At 60.4% G+C, this 17760-nt stretch carries 7 protein-coding genes; all 7 read right to left on the minus strand.

Features of this window, described 5'->3' with window-relative positions:
• Positions 1–2: 2 nt before the first annotated feature.
• Positions 3–959, minus strand: a complete 957-nt coding sequence (locus tag AC3RLQ_RS15075; protein ID WP_493038435.1) for a D-2-hydroxyacid dehydrogenase — start codon at positions 957–959, stop codon at positions 3–5.
• A gap of 40 nt (positions 960–999) precedes the next feature.
• The gene (locus AC3RLQ_RS15080) at positions 1000–3507 is read right to left on the minus strand and encodes a VWA domain-containing protein (protein WP_493038437.1); all 2508 of its coding nucleotides are present in this window, start codon (positions 3505–3507) and stop codon (positions 1000–1002) included.
• Complete coding sequence (locus AC3RLQ_RS15085) at positions 3504–5213, minus strand: vWA domain-containing protein (protein ID WP_493038439.1); 1710 nt, start codon at positions 5211–5213, stop codon at positions 3504–3506. Before AC3RLQ_RS15085 ends, AC3RLQ_RS15080 begins: the two co-directional genes overlap by 4 nt.
• Positions 5210–6076 (minus strand): DUF58 domain-containing protein, encoded by an 867-nt coding sequence (locus AC3RLQ_RS15090; RefSeq protein WP_493038441.1) that lies wholly within the window; start codon positions 6074–6076, stop codon positions 5210–5212. The genes AC3RLQ_RS15085 and AC3RLQ_RS15090 overlap by 4 nt, the downstream gene beginning before the upstream one ends.
• Positions 6073–7053: an AAA family ATPase gene (locus AC3RLQ_RS15095; protein WP_493038443.1), complete on the minus strand. Its 981-nt coding sequence runs from the start codon at positions 7051–7053 to the stop codon at positions 6073–6075. Before AC3RLQ_RS15095 ends, AC3RLQ_RS15090 begins: the two co-directional genes overlap by 4 nt.
• Before the next feature lie 68 nt (positions 7054–7121).
• Positions 7122–8762, minus strand: a complete 1641-nt coding sequence (locus AC3RLQ_RS15100) for a hypothetical protein (RefSeq protein ID WP_493038445.1) — start codon at positions 8760–8762, stop codon at positions 7122–7124.
• Positions 8763–8864: 102 nt separating this feature from the next.
• Positions 8865–17633 carry a tetratricopeptide repeat protein gene (locus AC3RLQ_RS15105; protein WP_493038447.1) on the minus strand — a complete coding sequence of 2923 codons (8769 nt, stop codon included), beginning with the start codon at positions 17631–17633 and terminating at the stop codon, positions 8865–8867.
• Positions 17634–17760: the final 127 nt, after the last annotated feature.

Here is a 17760-nt window from a genome sequence, read left to right on the forward strand (position 1 = left end):
TATTACCCGTTCACCACATTCACTGGCTTGCCTGCGAGGAAGGCTTGCAGGTTGGCGGCGGTGATGTCGATGAGGCGGGCGCGGGATTCGCGGCTGGCCCAGGCGACGTGGGGGGTGATGAGGCAGTTTTTGGCAGTGAGCAGCGGGTTGTCGGCCTTGGCGGGTTCGACGGAGAGGACGTCGAGTCCGGCACCGGCGATGCGGCCTTCGTTGAGGGCTTTGGCGAGGGCGGGTTCATCGACGAGGGGGCCGCGACCGGTGTTGATGATCATGGCTTCGGGCTTCATGAGGCTGAGGGTGCGTTCGCCGACGAGGTGCTTGGTGGCATCGGTCAGGGGGCAATGGAGGCTGATGACGTCGGACTGGCGGAAGATGTCGTCGATTTCTGCGGCTTCGACACCAGCGGGAGGGGGCTCTTTCCAGGTGCGCTTGGAGGCGAGGACCTTCATGCCGAAGGCGACGGCGATGCGCGCGACGGCGCTGCCGATTTCACCGTAACCGATGATGCCGAGGGTGCGGCCGGAGAGCTCGATGATGGGGTGATCGTAGTAGCAGAAGTCGGGGCATTTGACCCAGCCGCCCTGCTCCACGCTCTTTGATGCGTGGCCGACGTGGTTGGTCATTTCCAGCATGAGGGCGATGACGTGCTGGGCGACGGCGGGGGTGCTGTAGCCGGGGACATTGGTGACGACGATGCCGCGTTCTTTGGCTGCGACGACATCGACCACATTGAAGCCGGTGGCGGTGACGCCGATGTATTTCAAATCTGGCAGCGCGGCGATGATTTCGCGGGTGAGAGGGGCTTTGTTGGTGATGACGATCTCGGCTCCGGCACAGCGGGCGATGGTTTGATCCAGCGGCGTGCGTGGATGCACCTCGCAAGCAGCGATGGCTTCGAGGGGCTGCCAGGAGAGGTCGCCAGGATTTGCGGTGTGGGCGTCGAGGAGAACGATTTTCATGGGAGCGTGATCCTATGCCGACGATTTGGCGGTGCTCCACTCAAATTCGCCGCAGGAGGATGCCGCCAAGCAGCATGCCGAGGGCGCTCCAGGCGAACCAGTGGCCGACGGGCTGCAACTGTTTGGCGGGCGCGAGTCCGGCGGTGATGGTGGCGGTGTCGTATTTGGCGAGAGAGACGAGGCTTTCGGGCGTCTTGCCATTGAGGCGGTATTCGGCGGGATAGGGTGCGTGGTAGTGTTTTACCTCGAGCTTGTCGTGATCGCGGTCATGCATGCGGAGGCTGAGGTGCTTGCGGGTACCGATGGGGATGCGGGCCTCGTAGCGGCCGAGGCCGGTTTCGCGGATGGTGACGTCCTGGGTGTTGCCGTTTTCATCGAGAGACTGGGCGGCCCAATGGATGCCGGAAACGGGAGCGCCATCGTCGCCACGGCGGTCGATTTTCATGATCCATGCGCCGTCACGGATTTCGCCGCGGGATTCCATGCCTTCGACATCTGCCTTGCGAAGAGCGCCGCGCAGGACCTGGGCCCAGAAGCGGCCGCAGCCGTCCCAGGCGAGCCATTCGCCGCCCCAGATTTCGGTGAGATCGCCGGTGTAGGCGAGACCGATGCCGAGACCGAAGCGGCCCACGGCGAGGAGGGGATCGCCGTTCTCTGCGCCGAGGAGCACCTGCGCTGCGGGCTTGGCTTCTGTCATGACGTAACCGAGCACGACGGGGAGGCCTTCGGCTTCGTAGCCGGCGAGCATGGGATGCTCGGTGATGCCGATGTGCGTGAAGACGCCTTCCTGCACGGCACTTTTGGAGGCCTGCGTAGTCTCTTTGGTGAAGATCTGCGGGAGTGTCGCGGGATCGTTGCTCTCGTAGTAGCGACCTTTGCCGGCTTCGGCGATTTGCGCGAGCAGTTCACGTGCAGCGCCATCACCAAGACCGACGGTGGAGACGGTCATGCCGCTGTCCACCATCTGCTGCACAAGGCCCATGTGATCTGCCTCCTGCGTCTGACCATCGGTGAGACAGATCATGTGCTTCACTTTGGCGGTGGTGCGGTCCAGCATGTCCTTGGCGGCGACCATGCCGGTGTACATGAAGGTGCCGCCGCCTTCGGCGATGGAGTCGATGGCGGCCTGGATGGTGCCCTGCTGTGAGGCGGGGGTCATCTCGCAGACGATCTGGGCATCGCCATCAAAGGCCACGACGGCGATCTGATCCTGGGGGCCGAGGAGCTCGGCGGCGCTCTTGGCGGCCTGGCGGGCCATTTGAAGTGGGAGGCCGGACATGGAGCCGCTTTTGTCGATGACAAGGGCCATGGCGAGCGAGGGTTTCTCTTTTTCTTTTTCGAAGCGCGAGACGAGCGGCAGCACCTCCTCGACGGGGGATTTGTAGTAGCCACCGAGGCCGAAGCTGTTCTCGCTCCCGGTCATTACCAGGCCGCCGCCGAAGTCGGAGACGTAACTGCGAAGGAGGCTCATCTGACGTGGGGTCATGTCTGTGGCGGACATATTGGCGAGCACGATGGCATCGAAGGAGAGCATGTCTTCCATGCCTTCTGGGAGGCCGCGTTTGCCGCGAAGATCGACATCGAAATCCTGCTCCTTGAGTGCGCGGATGAAAGGGCGCATTTTTTTCTCGTCCTGATGGATGACGAGGATGCGGGGCTTGCCACGGACGGTGATGGTGGTGGTGGCCTGATTGTTGATGGGGAAGTGATCGCGCTCGGGGATGATCTCGGCGCTCCATACGCTGGGACCGGGGGTGGTCATCTCGGTGTCGAACCAGACCTTGGCATCTACGCCGGGTTTGAGGGCGACGGTTTTCTCCTGCACGGCGACGCCTTTGTTGAGGAGGCGGACGCGGGTGTTCATGGGCTGATTGGCCATGACACGCGCGGTGAGGCGCAGGACTTCACCATGGAAGGCGAAGGGTGAAGTGCTTTCGAGACTGACGAGAGCGGCTTCGGGTTCGCTCAAGGTTTTGAGGGTGGCGAATTTTACGTCCACGCCTTCATGGTGGAGTTGTTCGAGTGCTGCGTCCACGCCGTTTTCGGTGTCGATGCCGTCGCTGAAGATGATGAGGCGCTTGGCTTTGCCTGCGGGAAAGGCGAGGCGGGCGGCGAGCAAGGAATCACCGAGGCGGGTGTGGGAGCGGAAGGCATCGTCTGCGACGCCCTTGGTCCAGTCGTCGAGCATCTTGGTGAAATCGGGGAGCTTCTTGTCGCGAAGGCCGTTGGCCATAGCGAAGAGGGAGTGGGTGTCTTGAGGACGCAGGACTTTCACGCCGGCCTCGATTTGTTTGAGGGCGTCTTTGGCGGATTCGAGATCGACGGATTGAGAGACGTCCACGAGGAAGACGACGTGTGCCTCGTCTGTCTCCTCGCCTGCATACGGCTGGCACAGGGCGAGAGCGAGGAGGATGACGCCGAGGACGCGGAGGGCGAAGGAGGTGATCTTCAGGCCTGAGGGGCGGTCAACGAGGGAGCGCCAGTAGCCCCACCCTGCGACGAGGAGCAGGAGGAGCCAGAGGAGTGGGGTGAAGGTGGTGAAGCTCATCCGACCTTCCTCCTGTCGTAAAGGATGGACTCGCCGACGAGGACGCCGAGGGCGAGGACGAGGAGCCAGTAGCTGGGGGCTTCGCCGCTGGCGATGGGTTTGACGCTTTCTTTGAGGGTGTCGTTTTTGAGGAGGCTTTCTTCGGGTGAGACGAGGGAGGTGGCGAAGGTCCAGGAGTCGGCTTCGTGGAAGCCGGAGGTCAACATGGGGCCGTAGGGAGTGGGATCGGCGCGACCGGGGACGCGTGCGCTGGAGCCGGTGGGCAGCGTGGCGGGCGGCATGTCTTCGCGATGGGTGAGATGCGCCGCGGCGTTGTGGATGAGGACGGGGAACCAGGCGCTGAGATAGAACTGAGCGGCGAGTGGATCGAGATTCACGACGCAGACGGTTTGAGCGCCCTGGCGCATGAGATAGATCAAGGGAGGGCCGGATTCGTCAGCGACGAGCACGACTGCGCCGGTGGGGGCGGTGATCTGGCGGGCACCGGCGAAGGTCATGGTTTCGGCATCCAGATAGCGGAGCAGTGGATGATCTTTTGCGAGGACCTTGGGGACGGGCGCGGCGATTTCGTTGCCGACTTTGGACCATACGAAAGATTCGCCGGTGGGTTGAAACACGACAGTGCTGATGTCGGCGGGAACCTTGCCTTTGCTGAGCATGAGCTGAGCGGTCTTGGTGTCTTCTGCGAGGGCGAGCATCTGATCGCTGCGCTCAAAGGCGCTCACGGCATTTTGGAAGAAGAAGGGATCATCTGCCAACACACCGACGGGGACGGGCTGGCGGGGTGGCACGTAGAGGTAGGCGGTGTTGTCGGTCTCCAGAGCATCCTCCATTCCGAGCGTGGCCGACCAGGAGCCGGTGGGTGCATCATCGAGAGTGAGTGTGATGGCAGGATTTTCACCGGGAAGCAAGGTCACGGGGATGATTTTTACCAGCTTGTTGGAATCGACATGCATGAGGGTGATGTCGGTTTTCACAGGCTCGGTGAAGGAGGAGACGGGCAGGATGAAGAGGCCGAGACGGGCGGGGCCACCGGGGACGCTGCGAAGATCGGCACGGGCGATGCCGATGTTTTTTGCGGTGTCGGTGATGCGCAAGACTTCGACGTTAGGAAGGCGGTCTGGCGCATCGAGGCAGCCGTCGGTGATGAGCAGGACGCGAGTGTCCTTCATCCATTCGTCGCCGGGTTGCAGAGCGCGAAGGGCTTCAACGCGGGATGGGAGTTCGGTGGGCTGGATGGAGTTTACGGCTTCCAGCAGGGCTTTGCGATGACGAGTGGGATGCTCGAGCATGCGCGTGACTTCGGCAAAAGAGGCGACGGCGGCGCGCTGGGTGCCGTTCATGCCGGCGATGAGATCGCGGGCGCGTTGCCTGGCTTTTTCGAGGCGCGTGGTGGTGCCGTCTTTGGCGGACATGGAAGCGGAATGATCCACGACGATGAGGAGGTCTTTGCGTTCATCTCCGGCGAAATCTGGCTCCGCCAAGGCGAAGGCGATGGCGGCAAAGGCGAGGGCCATGAGGAGGAGGGAGAAGACATCGCGCAAGCGCTTGAACAAAGCGGAGGCTTTTTTTTCGGTGAAAATCTTCTGCCAGAGAAAGAAGGCGGTGACCGGTTTTTTGCGCGGGCGTACTTTGAGGAAATAGATGGCCGCCAGCGGTGCGAGGGCCGCCAGGGTCCATAGAAATGCCGGAGCAAGGAAGGTCATGTGACGAGACCTCCGCGACGCAACAGGTCTGTGATGACGGACTCAAACGACACGTCGGTGTTGGTGGAGAGAAAGCCGAGGCCGCGTTTGGCGCAGGTTTGCTTCAGGCCGAGGTTCCATTCGGCCACGGCGTCTTCGTAGAGTTTGGCCTCGCGCGGGGAGATGGTGACGCGTTCGCTGCGACCTGTCTCGACGCATTCGAGGGTCACGTCCCCTTTCCACTCACAGCGGAGGTCGTTGTCGTCGAGGGTTTGGAGGCAGAAGACTTCGTGCTTGTGCCATTGCAGGCGGCTGAGGCCTTCCTCGTAGCCGCCGGGCAGGAGGAAATCTGAGATGACGCAGACGAGGCCTTTGCGGCGGTGGCGCGCTTCAAATTCGCGAGCGCAGGCGTTGAGATCGGTGTTGCCGCCGAAGGTTTGCGCAGCGTCCAGCGAGCGCAAAAGCGGGATGACTTGATTGCGGCCGCGAGAGGGTTCGAACAAGGGCTGCAGGCGGTCTGCGAGGCCGTAAACGGCGAGACGGTCCAGGGTGTTGAGCGCGATGTAACCCAGAGCGGCGGCGAGCTGCCTGGCGTACTCGTGCTTGGAGGCCATTGAAGGGCTGCAATCGATGAGGAGGTAGATGGTGGCGTCTTCCTCCAGTTCGAAGAGCTTGATGAGCAGTGACTCGAACTTGGCGTAAACGCGCCAGTCGATGCTGCGATAGTCATCGCCGAGGGAATACTGGGCGTAGTCGGCAAAGGTGATGCCTGCGCCTTTTTTCGTGCTGCGACGATCCGACTGCAACGAACCGCCCAGGATCTTGCGTGCGAGCAAGTAGAGGGATTCGAGGCGGCGGATGAAGGCTGGATCGGTCAGGGTCATGCCTTCACCTTTTCGATCACGTCAGCGATGATTTCGTCAGTCTTCACGCCTTCGGCCTCGCCTTCGAAGGAAAGCAGGATGCGATGACGGAGAGCGGGAGTGGCGGCTTTGGCGATGTCTTCACGGGCGACGTGGTAGCGGCCATCGAGCAGAGCACGCACGCGGGCGGCGGCGAGGATGGTCTGGGCACCGCGGGGTGACGAGCCGTGACGCACGTATTTTTTCACGCGGTCCGTTGCGTTCACATCGGTGGGATGAGTGGCGCGCACGATCTTGACGAGGTAGTCCTGCACGCTGGCCTCGACCGGCACTTCGCGCACGACCTGGCCCATTTGCAGGATGTCATCGCCGGTGGCGACGGCATTGATTTCTGGCGAGGATTTGCCGCCGGTGCGGTTGAGGATTTCGATGAAGTCACCGTGGCTGGGAACAGGCACGTAAAGTTTGAAGAAGAAGCGGTCGAGCTGGGCTTCGGGAAGCGGGTAGGTGCCGTCCTGCTCGATAGGGTTTTGTGTGGCGAGGACGAAGAACGGAGAGCCGAGATTGTGCGAAGTGCCGGCGACGGTGACGCGTTTTTCCTGCATGGTTTCGAGGAGGGCGGACTGTGTCTTGGGCGTGGCGCGATTGATTTCATCGGCGAGCAGCACGTTGCAGAAGACGGGGCCCTGCTGAAACTCGAAGACTTTCTGGCCGCCGCGTTCGACAAGGATTTGAGTGCCGACGATGTCTGCGGGGAGAAGGTCAGGCGTGAACTGGATGCGCTGGAATTTGAGGTGCAGGGCTTTGGCCAGCGTGTTTACCAGCGCGGTTTTGCCGAGGCCGGGAACGCCTTCGAGCAGGACGTGGCCACCGCAGATGACGGCACTGAGCACCTGCTCAATGATGTCCTGCTGCCCGACGATGAATTTGGCAACTTCAGCTCTGAGTTTCTCGAACGTTTCCTTGAAGTGAACAACAGCAACGGGAGTTTCGGGCATGAGAGTAGAGTGTGGTGAGTGGGTGGTGAGCCAATGACGAGTGAATGTCTGAAGCAGCCGTGACCTGCTTACTTCGCGGCCGGTGCGGCTTGTTCATTGCCGACCTGCTGGATGCCTTTGAAGTATTCTTTGACGCCTTCTTTGACTTCGGCGGGCACGTCTTCGCGCTGGATGAAACTTTCGACCTGACGCTGGAAGGCTTTTTCCTGGAGAGTTGCGGTGCGGGTGGCACGGCCGCTGCCGCTGTCGGCGGATTCGATGCTGGTGTTGCTGGGGCCGCTGCCTTTCTGGCCGGTGAGCTGGTCGCGGTTGCCATTGTCCTGTGTGGCTTCGCTTTCAGCGCGGCGGCTTTCAACAGAACCGGAACCGGCTTTTTTGCCACCGGGTTTGATGCACTGACTTAGGCTCTGGCATTCTTTGTCGCACATGAAGCCCTGGCACTTGCTGGTGCACTGGCCGAGCGAGAGGAGCTTCTTCATCATGTCGCGCTTGGCGGAGGACTGGCACATGCTCTGCGTGAGGTTCTGCAAAGCTTGATTGGCTTTGTTTTGGCAGGCCTGACACTGGCTTTGATTTTGACTGGGGTTCTGCTGCTGTTGCTGGAGTTGTTGTTCCAGGTTTTGCACGGACTGCTCCAGGGCGGTCATCTGCTGATCCATGCTCTGCTGCCCCTGGCTGCCCTGCTGGCCTTGGGACTGCTGCTGGTTTTGGCCGCTTTGCTGCGCGTTCTGATTCTGGCTGGACTGGGACTGATTGCCTTTGCCTTGATTGCCCTGCTGACCGGTGCGCTGCTGGAAGTTTCGCGCGGCGGCGGCCATGCGCTGGGAGGCGGACTTGAGTTTGGCGAGTTCCTTCTGGGCTTCGTCGGGTTTACGGACATCTGCCTGGAGCTTCATCTGGCGCAGCTGCTCGGCGGCGTGGCGGTAGTTTTGTTCTTCGAGAGATTTGGAGATGGGCTTGAGCTCGGCAGTCTGTTTCATTTCCTGAGCAGCTTTGGCGAGAAGCTGCTCGGTGTCGCGCTGGCTGAGTTTTTGGGCGGCCTCGGTGATCTTGCGCTCAAGTTCGGCGTATTGGCGCATGGCTTCTTTACGGTCTTTGGTCTCGCGCAGTTCCTTGACCCACTTGCGCCATTCGTCGGGATGCAGGAGTTCCTTCTCCTCATCGCTGGCGGTTTTGAGAAGTTCCTCGACTTCCTTTTCGAGCTCCTTGTTGATCTCTTCGCTCTTGTTCAGGGTCTCTGTTTCCAGTGCGAGGCGTTCGACCACGATGGGGGAATCTTTTTTGAAGCCCATGACGAAGCAGGACAGAAGCAGAACACCGGCGATGGTGAGCATGCGCCGCGGCCACTGCACGGGAATGCTGCGAGGGGAAAGTGCCTGCACGCGCACGGCAGTGGCCTCGGCCTGCAGTGCGATGAATTCGCCCTCGCGATGCTCATCACTGAAACCCAGATGTGAACTGATGGCGTCTTTGAGATCGAAGTGCTCATCGGCAATGCGGGCGGCTTTGCGCTGAGTGGCACGACCGAGGAGCCAGGCGGCCAGAGCCATGACGGGCAGAGCAACTGCTGCCGCGATGTAACCGCTGGCGGGCACAGCGTAACCGCGGAGCACCCAAACCAGGCACCACAGGCAAAGAGCGGAGCCGATGACGAGGAGAGAGCCGCAGAAAGCCCGGACGAGCCAGGCAAGATCTAGACGTGCTTTCACAGCTGACAGGAACGCGAGGATTCGATCGTGAGCAGGCATGGCGTGCGGAATTGCTGAGGGTTTTACCAGAGAGGGACGTGCGGGACAAGACTTTGCTTGGGACTATTTGGAAAGACGCGTGATGGCGGATTCAACGGATTTTTTAACGCCGCCCCCCAAGCGCTTCTCGTCGAGTGATTTAAGCACTTGCAGCGCCTCCGGCTTTTTGCCGGTGCGCTCAAGAATCTCTGCCTGCTTTACAGCGTAGCCTGCGGCGAGACCGTAGTCCTTCTCGTTTTCTTTGCGGGCCTGCTCAAAGGCGAGCGCGAACAGCGGCGCTGCGGCGTCGTTTTTTCCGTTCGCGGCCAGCAGGTCTGCGGCCTCGCTGGCGGTGCGCCCCATGCGGGGAAGTGCGGTGGCGATTTGGGCTGCCACGGGAGCGAATTCGTCCGGTTTGAAGACGGTGCTTTTTTGCACGATGTCGTTGATGAGATTGGGGATGCCAGGGCCAGCGGCGGGATACATGGCGGCGCACCATTCATCCCCGGCCACTGCGACGACAAGCTGGGCGCGCTGCTCCGGTGTGAGGCGCATTTTTTTCTGCGTGCCTGAGAACTGGCGGATGCAGGTCCACATCTCCCAGCGGTCCAGAACGCGCTTTTTGAAATCGCGCCGGTCCTCCTCCTTCAGACCTTTGCGCCATGAGTCAAAGGCAGCGGGCTCGTTGAGGATGAGGTGGATGAGCCATTTCTGCGTCACGCAGTCGGCGACATGCATTTCCCGCAGTTCGGTGGGGGTTTTGGTGATGATATAATTCAGGAAAGGCAAGACGGGGCGGACGTCCGGGGTGCGCCCTGCCTCGGACTCGCGGGACCAGAACCAGCCGCCGACCCATGTCGGCCCCCAACCGGTTTCCTTGACCGCCGAGCGCTGATAGTAGCTCTGGCTGTAGCGAGCGGCCAAAGCGCGATCATAGGCGGCGATGTTGGGCTTCACATCTCCATGCGCGGCTTTCCAACCATAGGAGAACTGCAGGGGCTTGAGCTGGCGCCAGTGCTCCCAGGTTTGATCCATGGCTGCGAGAGCCTCGATATTGGTCTGGGCTGCGACTTCATCGACGGCATCGCGGATCAGGTCTGCGGCATCGTAGAAATTGCAGATGATCTCGACGCAGTCTTTGCGCATTTCTTCATCGGTGAACTTGGTTTCCTTGAAGCGTTTCGCGAGGTCTTTGAAACGGTCTTCGCGATTCTTGAAGCCCTGAATGGCGGCCTGTTCGGACTTGGAGGGATCTTTGATGTAGGAAAGGTAGATCTCTCCCAGCAAAGCCAGGCCGGGGTCGCCACAGGCGGCTTTGAAGGCAGGCAGGTTTTGGATGATCTCTTTGCTCCAGAGCAGTTCTTTTTGAGGGTCCATCAGGAAGCTGCGCCACTCGGCCTTGAAATGCTCAGCGGCGAGCTGCGGCTGACCGCCGAGCATGAGACTGACGATGCCGGACTGCTCGTTGCTGAGCGTGTGGTGATGCTGGCGCAGCATGGCGCGCATCCAGTCATCGTTGTTCGCCCGGGCGGTCATGCGCAGCATGCTGTTGATGACCCAGTCGCAGGGCTGGTATTTGCTAATGCCGCCATTGGCGAGACGAGCCAGCCATGCATCCCAGTGCTCCTGCGCGGCGGCCTGCCATGCGGCATCGACAGGCAGGAGATTGAAGGCGCGCATGATCCAGCCGTATTGATAACCGTGGATGCAGCGCTTCTCCTTCATCGACACCAGTGCGGCGGCGGCGCCCAGCTTCGCGCATTCCGGGTCGATGTCATCATGCGCCCAGTAGGAGAGAAAATGCACGAGGGCCTGACGCACCTGGGGGATGGCTTTGTCCGCACGCAGCAACGCGCGGTGATGCTCCCACACGGGCTGCATGCCTCCCAATTCCTCGATGGCTTTTTGGGCGGCGGCATTCTGACGGGCCTGATTGTCCGTGCTGAGGAAGAAGCGGCCCGCGTAATCGAGTTCACGACCCAACGCCGCGTGAGGATGGGTCGCAGGCATTTTGGCGGCATACTTCATGGCGGGAACGCGCTGACTTTGCGGCAGCTTGAAATAGAAGTCATGGAAGGCCAGAGGCAGAAGCGTGTGAGGCGTGTCCTGCATGACCTCTGCTGCACGGCTGAGCATGGCATCAACCCCGCGTCCCATGGCCGCATTGCCGCCGTTGTTGCGCCAGATTTCGATCAAGGTCTGGCCATAGCCGCTGTTGGCCGCCCAGCCGTCCGGAGACAGATTGCCTGTGGTATCCCCATGAAAGAGGCGCATGACGAAGGCCATGGTTTCCGGCTTGGGCCACTCTTTCTTGAGTTCGTCCAGAATATTGGATCGTGTGAACCAGCCGTTGCCCCCTGCGTAGCTGCTCCATGCCTGGGATGAGGCCCGGGCCTCCATCAATTCACAGCCATGGAGAAAGAGCTTCTGAGCCTTGTCGACATCCCCCGGAATGAGAGTTTTCAGAGTGTCTTTGAGCTTGTCCGCATAGCTGCTGGCAGTTGCATTCACGTCTTCAACTCTCTCGGTGGCGATCCAGCGATCGATCTCGTCCATGGCCTTCTTTTGTTCAGCGCCGAGGAACGGAGCGAGAACCTTCACGAGAGCGGGGTCCGCAGAGGCAGGCTGGTTGAGCGCGATGATCTGCGACTTGAGGAGGGCCATAAAAGCGGGACCACTCTTTACCGGGATCTTCTCCACATCCGCAGCACGGCGTTTCAACATGGCGGAAAGCGGACCTGCCGGAGCGTCCTGCAGGAGGGCCTCACAGAACTCCACCCCAAAGGTGCGCTGCTTCATGTCTGCAAATTTCGGACGCAGGTCACGCATGGTGTCACGATTTTCCCGCAGCTTTTTGAAGAACAACACCTGCAGGCAGTTGGGATCTTCAGGGAGGCTGACATGCTCGGCAGCTCCCAGCCAGCCCATGGTGCCGAGTGCTGCAAAAGCATGCTGAGGGGACTTCATCACTGCGTTCATGCTGTAGCTGCTGTTGCTCATCCAATTGGGATCGCTCGTGGCCCCCACCAGGGAAGCCATCTGCAATCCGGCGCCAAATGTAGCGGGCTTTCGGATCATGCTGTCCATGACCCGCAGCAGCGAATAAGCGGCGGCGTTGTTATAAGAGCCGCCACGCCCGTAGCGTGTGTCGATGGTGCTTTTCATGGTCTTGGCCCAGGTGCTTTGATCATTGCCGAGGGCTCCGGAAATAATCCGGGCAAAGAAGGGCTCCATGCCGGCTTCGGGGCGCAGTTGCTGGCGCAGCCCCAGATAGTGGGAGATTGCGTAGCCTTCGCTGAAATTACGGTTCTGTTTCATGCTGCCAGCGATTATTTCATCCAGCGGCAGGCCTTCGATGCCGCGCTCCACCCAGCGGTCCACCAGCCATACCAGATGCGGTTCATCCCCGTAGTTTGAACCGCCGCGACTGGCGGTGGTGAGGTAGGTTTTGGCATTGTGCACGAAGGCTTCGGGCGGGCAGGACCATACGGCCAGCTGCGCGCGCAGAACGCTCTGCTGCGTGCTGTCCAGAGCGGCAACAACCAGAGGCATGATGTCCTTTTGCGCCTGTTCCAGCTGATTCTCCTTCCAGCCTTTCCAGATGAGGAACTCCGCCGGCGTGGGGGCCCAGAGGCCGGTCACCTCCTCATAAAAGCCGTAGCGGCGTGTGATGCTGCCGCGCTGGATGCGAGGGGCCGACCTGGCCGCCTCAAGCAGCCGACGAGCTGTGGCAGCCAGTTCATCCATTTTTTTGCCCTCATGGATCGTCAAACACGCAAAGCGGCGGAAGCCTTCTTCCGCAAGCGCGGGGTGCTTCATGAGGGCCTGGCACATGCGGTCATGCACTTCGCGTCGTTTCATCGCCTCGGGTGATGTGGAAGAGAGGTAGCCTTCTTCATCCTCGTGGCTGGCTCCCGGCCGGGCATAGAGATGCGCCAGACGAGGAGACCGATATGTCTGGTTTGCGACCATGGCCGGCAGATCGATCATCCAATCCAGGCCTTTGACCGCCGCCCCAGCCGGTGCGGCTTCCAGCATACCAGCCAGCGCATCGACGATGTTTATCCTGCCCTCAAACGGCAGGGAGTCATCCCGGCTGATGACTTCGGCGATGAGGCTGCCGATGCCGCTCTGCTGGTAGGCGGAAAGAGGGACATCGTTCATCATCTTCACAGCCCGAGCGGAGTCAGCGCCCGCGATCAGCGAGCAAAGGTGCAGACGCGCCTGGAAGTGCTTGGGGTTCATCTCCACGACTTTCTCCAGCACCTTGATGGCGTCGGGCTTGTGATCGATGAGGATCAAGAACTGCGCCTGATCGTACATTTTGGACACCGTGGCATTTTCCCCGGGATCAAAGACAGCCTGGACTTTTTCAAACAGGCCGGGCTTGCTCAAGAGGCGCTTGATCTCCTTGGCACGGCTGGCGGCGTAGCTTTGATTGCCGTTGCTGGCATACGTCAGGGCACGTTTGAGCTGGATGACGGCCTCCTTCACGATGGCATCCTCATCCTTGCCGGAGACCAACGTGAGCAGCTTTTTCGTGTCGATGCTGGTGCTGCTGACATAGCTGGTAGAACGCTGACTCGACGACGAAGCCACCATGGCGATGCGGGACCACTGCTCGGCCTCATCTCCCATCTGCAGGCTTTTCATAGCGGCGAGCAGTTCGTCCTTCTGCTCTGAAGTCACGCGTGCGCTGCGAAGGCGGCGCAGGGCCATCTGCGCGGGCTCCAGCAGTGGGCTGCCTGGCTGTGGTTTCAGCTTCAAAGCCGCATGCGCCAGGGCGGCGTCAAAAGCCGGACGGACACTGGCGGGAATGTTCATGCTGGAAGCGCGGACGAGCAGCTCGGCAACACGGTCATACTTGTCCTCGATGCTGAACCATGAGGCCGCGAGCAGGAGGTCATCCACAGAAGGATTCGGTGCGGCAAGGAGCTGGGCGACTTCCCGCTCCACACGCTCGCGTTCACCGGCCTTGTAGGCCAGCAGGGCACGCAGCGCCGGAGACTTGACGCCATCGATGAAGGGCTTCACTCCGACGTACTGCTCCAGTTCCGGCTCGAGCTTGTCATCCTCACGCGGATTGTAGATGTCCCTGCGGCCGAAGTAGAGCACCAGAGTATTGGGCAGCGTCGTCCCACCCGGAAAAGGCAGGCGGGCGAGCATGTCGCCGGCAGGAGTCTGGGTTCGGCGGTTGAACTGAGTGGCGAAAGCCGCCCATGACTGACGTGTGGGAACATCTTCAGTCCAGATCCGCACCTCGCGCTCCATGAGGGCGACGAACTCCTTCCATGCTTTCTGCGTACGGCAGGCGTTGGCCGCATTGGGCACGCCCGTGCTGTAAACCCGGGCGGGCATGCTGGGGTCGGCATGGTCGAGGTGAAGCAATACAAGCGAAAGCATGCGGCGGCTCAGCGACTCAGGCAGCGAATAAGATGGAGATCGCTGCTCCATGCTCTGAGCACCCCCAATCAAGTGTGCCAAATAATACCTTCCCACGTATGAGCTGCGCATCTCATCCGGCGACATTTTTTCCACTGCATCCACCGCCGCGGTGAGCAAAGGGACGCCTTTTTCACTGTCTGCCATCACTGCATTTCTGGCGGCCTGAAAGGCTAGATCTGGGTATTTGGATTTAAAACGTTCAAATGCACGCGCAGCGACCTCAAAAGAGAGGTTTTCACCATTGCTGATGGCATAGGCCAGCACCACGTCATCATCGGGATATTTTCCCAAGGCATCTGCGCTTTGGCGTATGCGATAGTACTGATCTATGTCCAGCGCGTCGAGGTATTGCACTCCGGAGACACCCGCAGTTGCGGCCTCAGCAATCCATGCCTCTTTTTTCTGCGCCACTTCCCCCTTCATGAGTGTGACTGCATGAGCCACTGATATGGAACGAAGGACGTCCAGGCTGGAGGGAACCATCACCGCCTTGCTGGCCCCCTGCCCTGAGAAGCGGATCGAGTTCGAGCGATAATTATAAGCCTGATAGCTGCTGCCATTGGTGAGACGCAGCAAGTCTGCATATCCCTTGGGGTAGTGCTTTGCCATTTCTTCCAGATACTTGATCGTAGTGCTGGCGCTTTTGGCAGCTAAGGCAGGCAGTTCCTGAGACTGGCCCATGAGTCGGATGAACAGGGACATGGCAGCGTCCGCTTTACCCTCCTCCTCAAACGCCACGGCCTGCAGATAGCCCAGCCGATAGTCCTCGGGGAAGCGCCGCAGCAACGGCTCAAGAAAGCTGATGACGCGCTTCCAGTCCTGATGGGCCGTCATGCTTTTGGCCAGGGTGATAGCGTCATCGGCATCCATCTGCGTGCCGCCGGCCAGCTCATAGAGCATGCGGTAGCCGGTGTTTGCATCGCCGAATTCGATTTCGATCGATGCGATCATCTGCTGCACGCGCCCACCTTTGGAGCGACCGGCGACGCGCTGCAATTCTTCGATGGCGCGCTTCGACTGGCCCATCTCCAAATCCATATGGGCGACCTGCATGGCAAGAGTGACATCGTCAGGCCGCAGACGCATGGCCTCGCGCAGCGCACGCTCCTGCTCCGTGGTGCTGCCTGCCACCCGGTAGATTTCCGCGAGGGCCAGCCATGGTGCCGCATCTGCACGATTGGTGCGCTGCCGTTCGAGGAACTTATCCGTGAGGGCCTTCAACTGGCCGCGCTCGCCGGCCAGACGCGCGAGGATGCCGACCCAGCGCATTTTGTCCTCCGGCTTTTCCTCCTTTTCAAACAGTGAGAGATAAACCCGCTCTGCGTCGCTCATCTGGCCTTGCTCGATGTAGCCGGAGGCCAGTGCGTCCGCGACGGACTCATCGTCTTCAAATTTACGAATGGCGGCCTGAAGCACCTTCAGAGCTTCGCGTCCTTTGCCGCTGAGCTGAAGAAGCTTGGCCTCGCGCAGCCAAGGAGAAGCGGAGCCGGGAGAAAGTGTCTTCCATTCCGCCACCCATTTGAGCGCCTGATCTGGTTTTCCCGAGCGCTCGGACAAGTCCACAAGGCGCTGAATGTTGGTGGAATTTCTGCCCTGGGGCATGGCCATGAGTTTTTCCGCCTCCTGCGTCGCGCGCAGCCAGTCCTGGCGGGATTCCATCAGCTTAAGCAGCCGTGTCTGCGCTGCCAATGCATGGTCCGATGGAATTTCGCGAAGGGTTTTCTCCGCGCCCAGGTGGTCCTGCTTTTCTTCGAGAAGCGTGGCCAGCAGGATTCGCTCCTGCACAGTCTGGGTGCTCTTTTGTAAAGCGGCCAAGGTTTCGGCAAACTTTGGCTCATCTGCCTTCAGACATGTCACAGCCTGCCGCAGTGCATCATCCATAAAGCTGACGTCTGTGGCAGCCCGCACGCGAGAGAGCGCCCACGGAATGGCCTCCACGGGTTTCTTGGCGCTGAGCGCTGAGTTAATCAGCAGCCCGAGGAAACGCTCATCGCCTGCAAACTCGGGCTGGCGCGCCTGCAATATTTCCAAAGCTGCCTGAGGCTCAAGGCGTGCCATGAGCGCCTGCCCCACGGCCATCAGCTGGGAAAGATCGCCATTTTTGGCGAGATCACGCCAGATCGCGAGCGCCGCATCACGTTTGCCACTGCGGTGAAGGTAATGGGCCTGTGCTTCCTTGGCTGCACTGCTTTCTGGAAAAGCGGCGACCATGTGCTCGTAGGTGAGGGCGGCATCGTCACCACGCTCCCAGCTTTCATAGAGCCGTGCCACGCGGAGGTGATCAAACTCAGCGGTGTCTTTCGCGGCTAGAAATTTATCCAGCGTGGTTTTGGCCGCTGCTTTGTCCTTTGCACGCTCTTGCAGTGTTGCCAAACGGATGAGGAGTTCGCGGTCATCGGGTGACTGCTCAAGCAGGACGTTGGTTTGCGCGATGGCCTCCTTGAACTGCTCAAAGCGCGCCAGCAAATCCAGGTAGCTCTCGCGCAGCTCCCGCTGGCCCGGTGTTTTTTGCAACAGGGCGGCGTAGATGGCCAGTGCATTGTCTTTATCACCCAGCTCTGCCAAAACTCGTGCGCGCTGCCGCTCCAGAGAGGTGCGCTGTGGATGGACGGCCTGCAGCTTTTCCAGCTCCTTGACCAGCCCGGTGAGGTTTTCATCTCGACGAAACATCGTTTCGATTTGGGCGAGCACTTCACCTTCGATCCAGGTGCCCTGGCCGGTGTCTGCCAGGGTGGAGTTCAGGAGGGCGAGAGCGGCGTCCTTCTTGGTGGCACGCAGCTGGATTTCGGCCAGTCGGAGCTGGCGCACGGCTTTGGCGTAGGGGTCTTTGGTGCTGGCAATCAACGCCAGCATCTGCGCCTCCGCCTCAGCGAAGAGGCCTTCGTCGAGCTGGAGTTCGACCACCTCCTCCACCAGATCTTCGTCATCCGCGTTAGCTTTCACCAGATCCCGCCATGCCTGCAAGGCGGCTTCGGGCTTGCCCGTGCGCAGCAGCCAGCGCCCGCGCATCTGGCCGATCTCACGGCCCAGTTCTCCATCCGCGCCGCCTTTTTCCGCAGCAGTGAGCGATTTCAGGGCCGATTCGAAATTCATCATGCGCGCCTCGAGTTTGGCCCGTTGGAACCAAGCCCGTGCGTTTGTCCCCTCGCGCTCCAGGGCCGCAGTGTAAGCTTTCAGAGCTTCAGCTTCATTGCCACGCTGGTCGTGAAAAATTGCCAGCACGAGCAGATCGGCGGTGGTGCTGGTGCGCTGGCGCAAAAATTCCGCCAGGGAGTCCGCCGTGCCAGTCTCCATCCATGCCGAGTAGAACCGATCATAGACCAGACCAGCCTGAGGACGCTTGAGAAGCATCAGGTGATATTTCTCCGCCTCGGCCCCCGGCGGAGTGGTCTGTCCGAAACATGCCATGGCTAAGGCGAGGAAAAAAAACCGGATTTTCATAAAAGAAATTTACCCACCCTTTTACCAAATTACCTATGCCGAGGACAAGATAGAACCGCAAGCAATCGAGATTCATGCAAGACAGGGCATCCAA

The organism is Prosthecobacter sp. GW821-HT29F12 (genome assembly GCF_058803405.1).

Coding starts and splice junctions, on each gene's coding strand:
- AC3RLQ_RS15085 (WP_493038439.1), bottom strand. CDS start 5,213: ATGACCTTCCTTGCTCCGGCATTTCTATGGACCCTGGCGGCCCTCGCA.
- AC3RLQ_RS15105 (WP_493038447.1), bottom strand. CDS start 17,633: ATGGCATGTTTCGGACAGACCACTCCGCCGGGGGCCGAGGCGGAGAAA.
- AC3RLQ_RS15090 (WP_493038441.1), bottom strand. CDS start 6,076: ATGACCCTGACCGATCCAGCCTTCATCCGCCGCCTCGAATCCCTCTAC.
- AC3RLQ_RS15075 (WP_493038435.1), bottom strand. CDS start 959: ATGAAAATCGTTCTCCTCGACGCCCACACCGCAAATCCTGGCGACCTC.
- AC3RLQ_RS15080 (WP_493038437.1), bottom strand. CDS start 3,507: ATGAGCTTCACCACCTTCACCCCACTCCTCTGGCTCCTCCTGCTCCTC.
- AC3RLQ_RS15095 (WP_493038443.1), bottom strand. CDS start 7,053: ATGCCCGAAACTCCCGTTGCTGTTGTTCACTTCAAGGAAACGTTCGAG.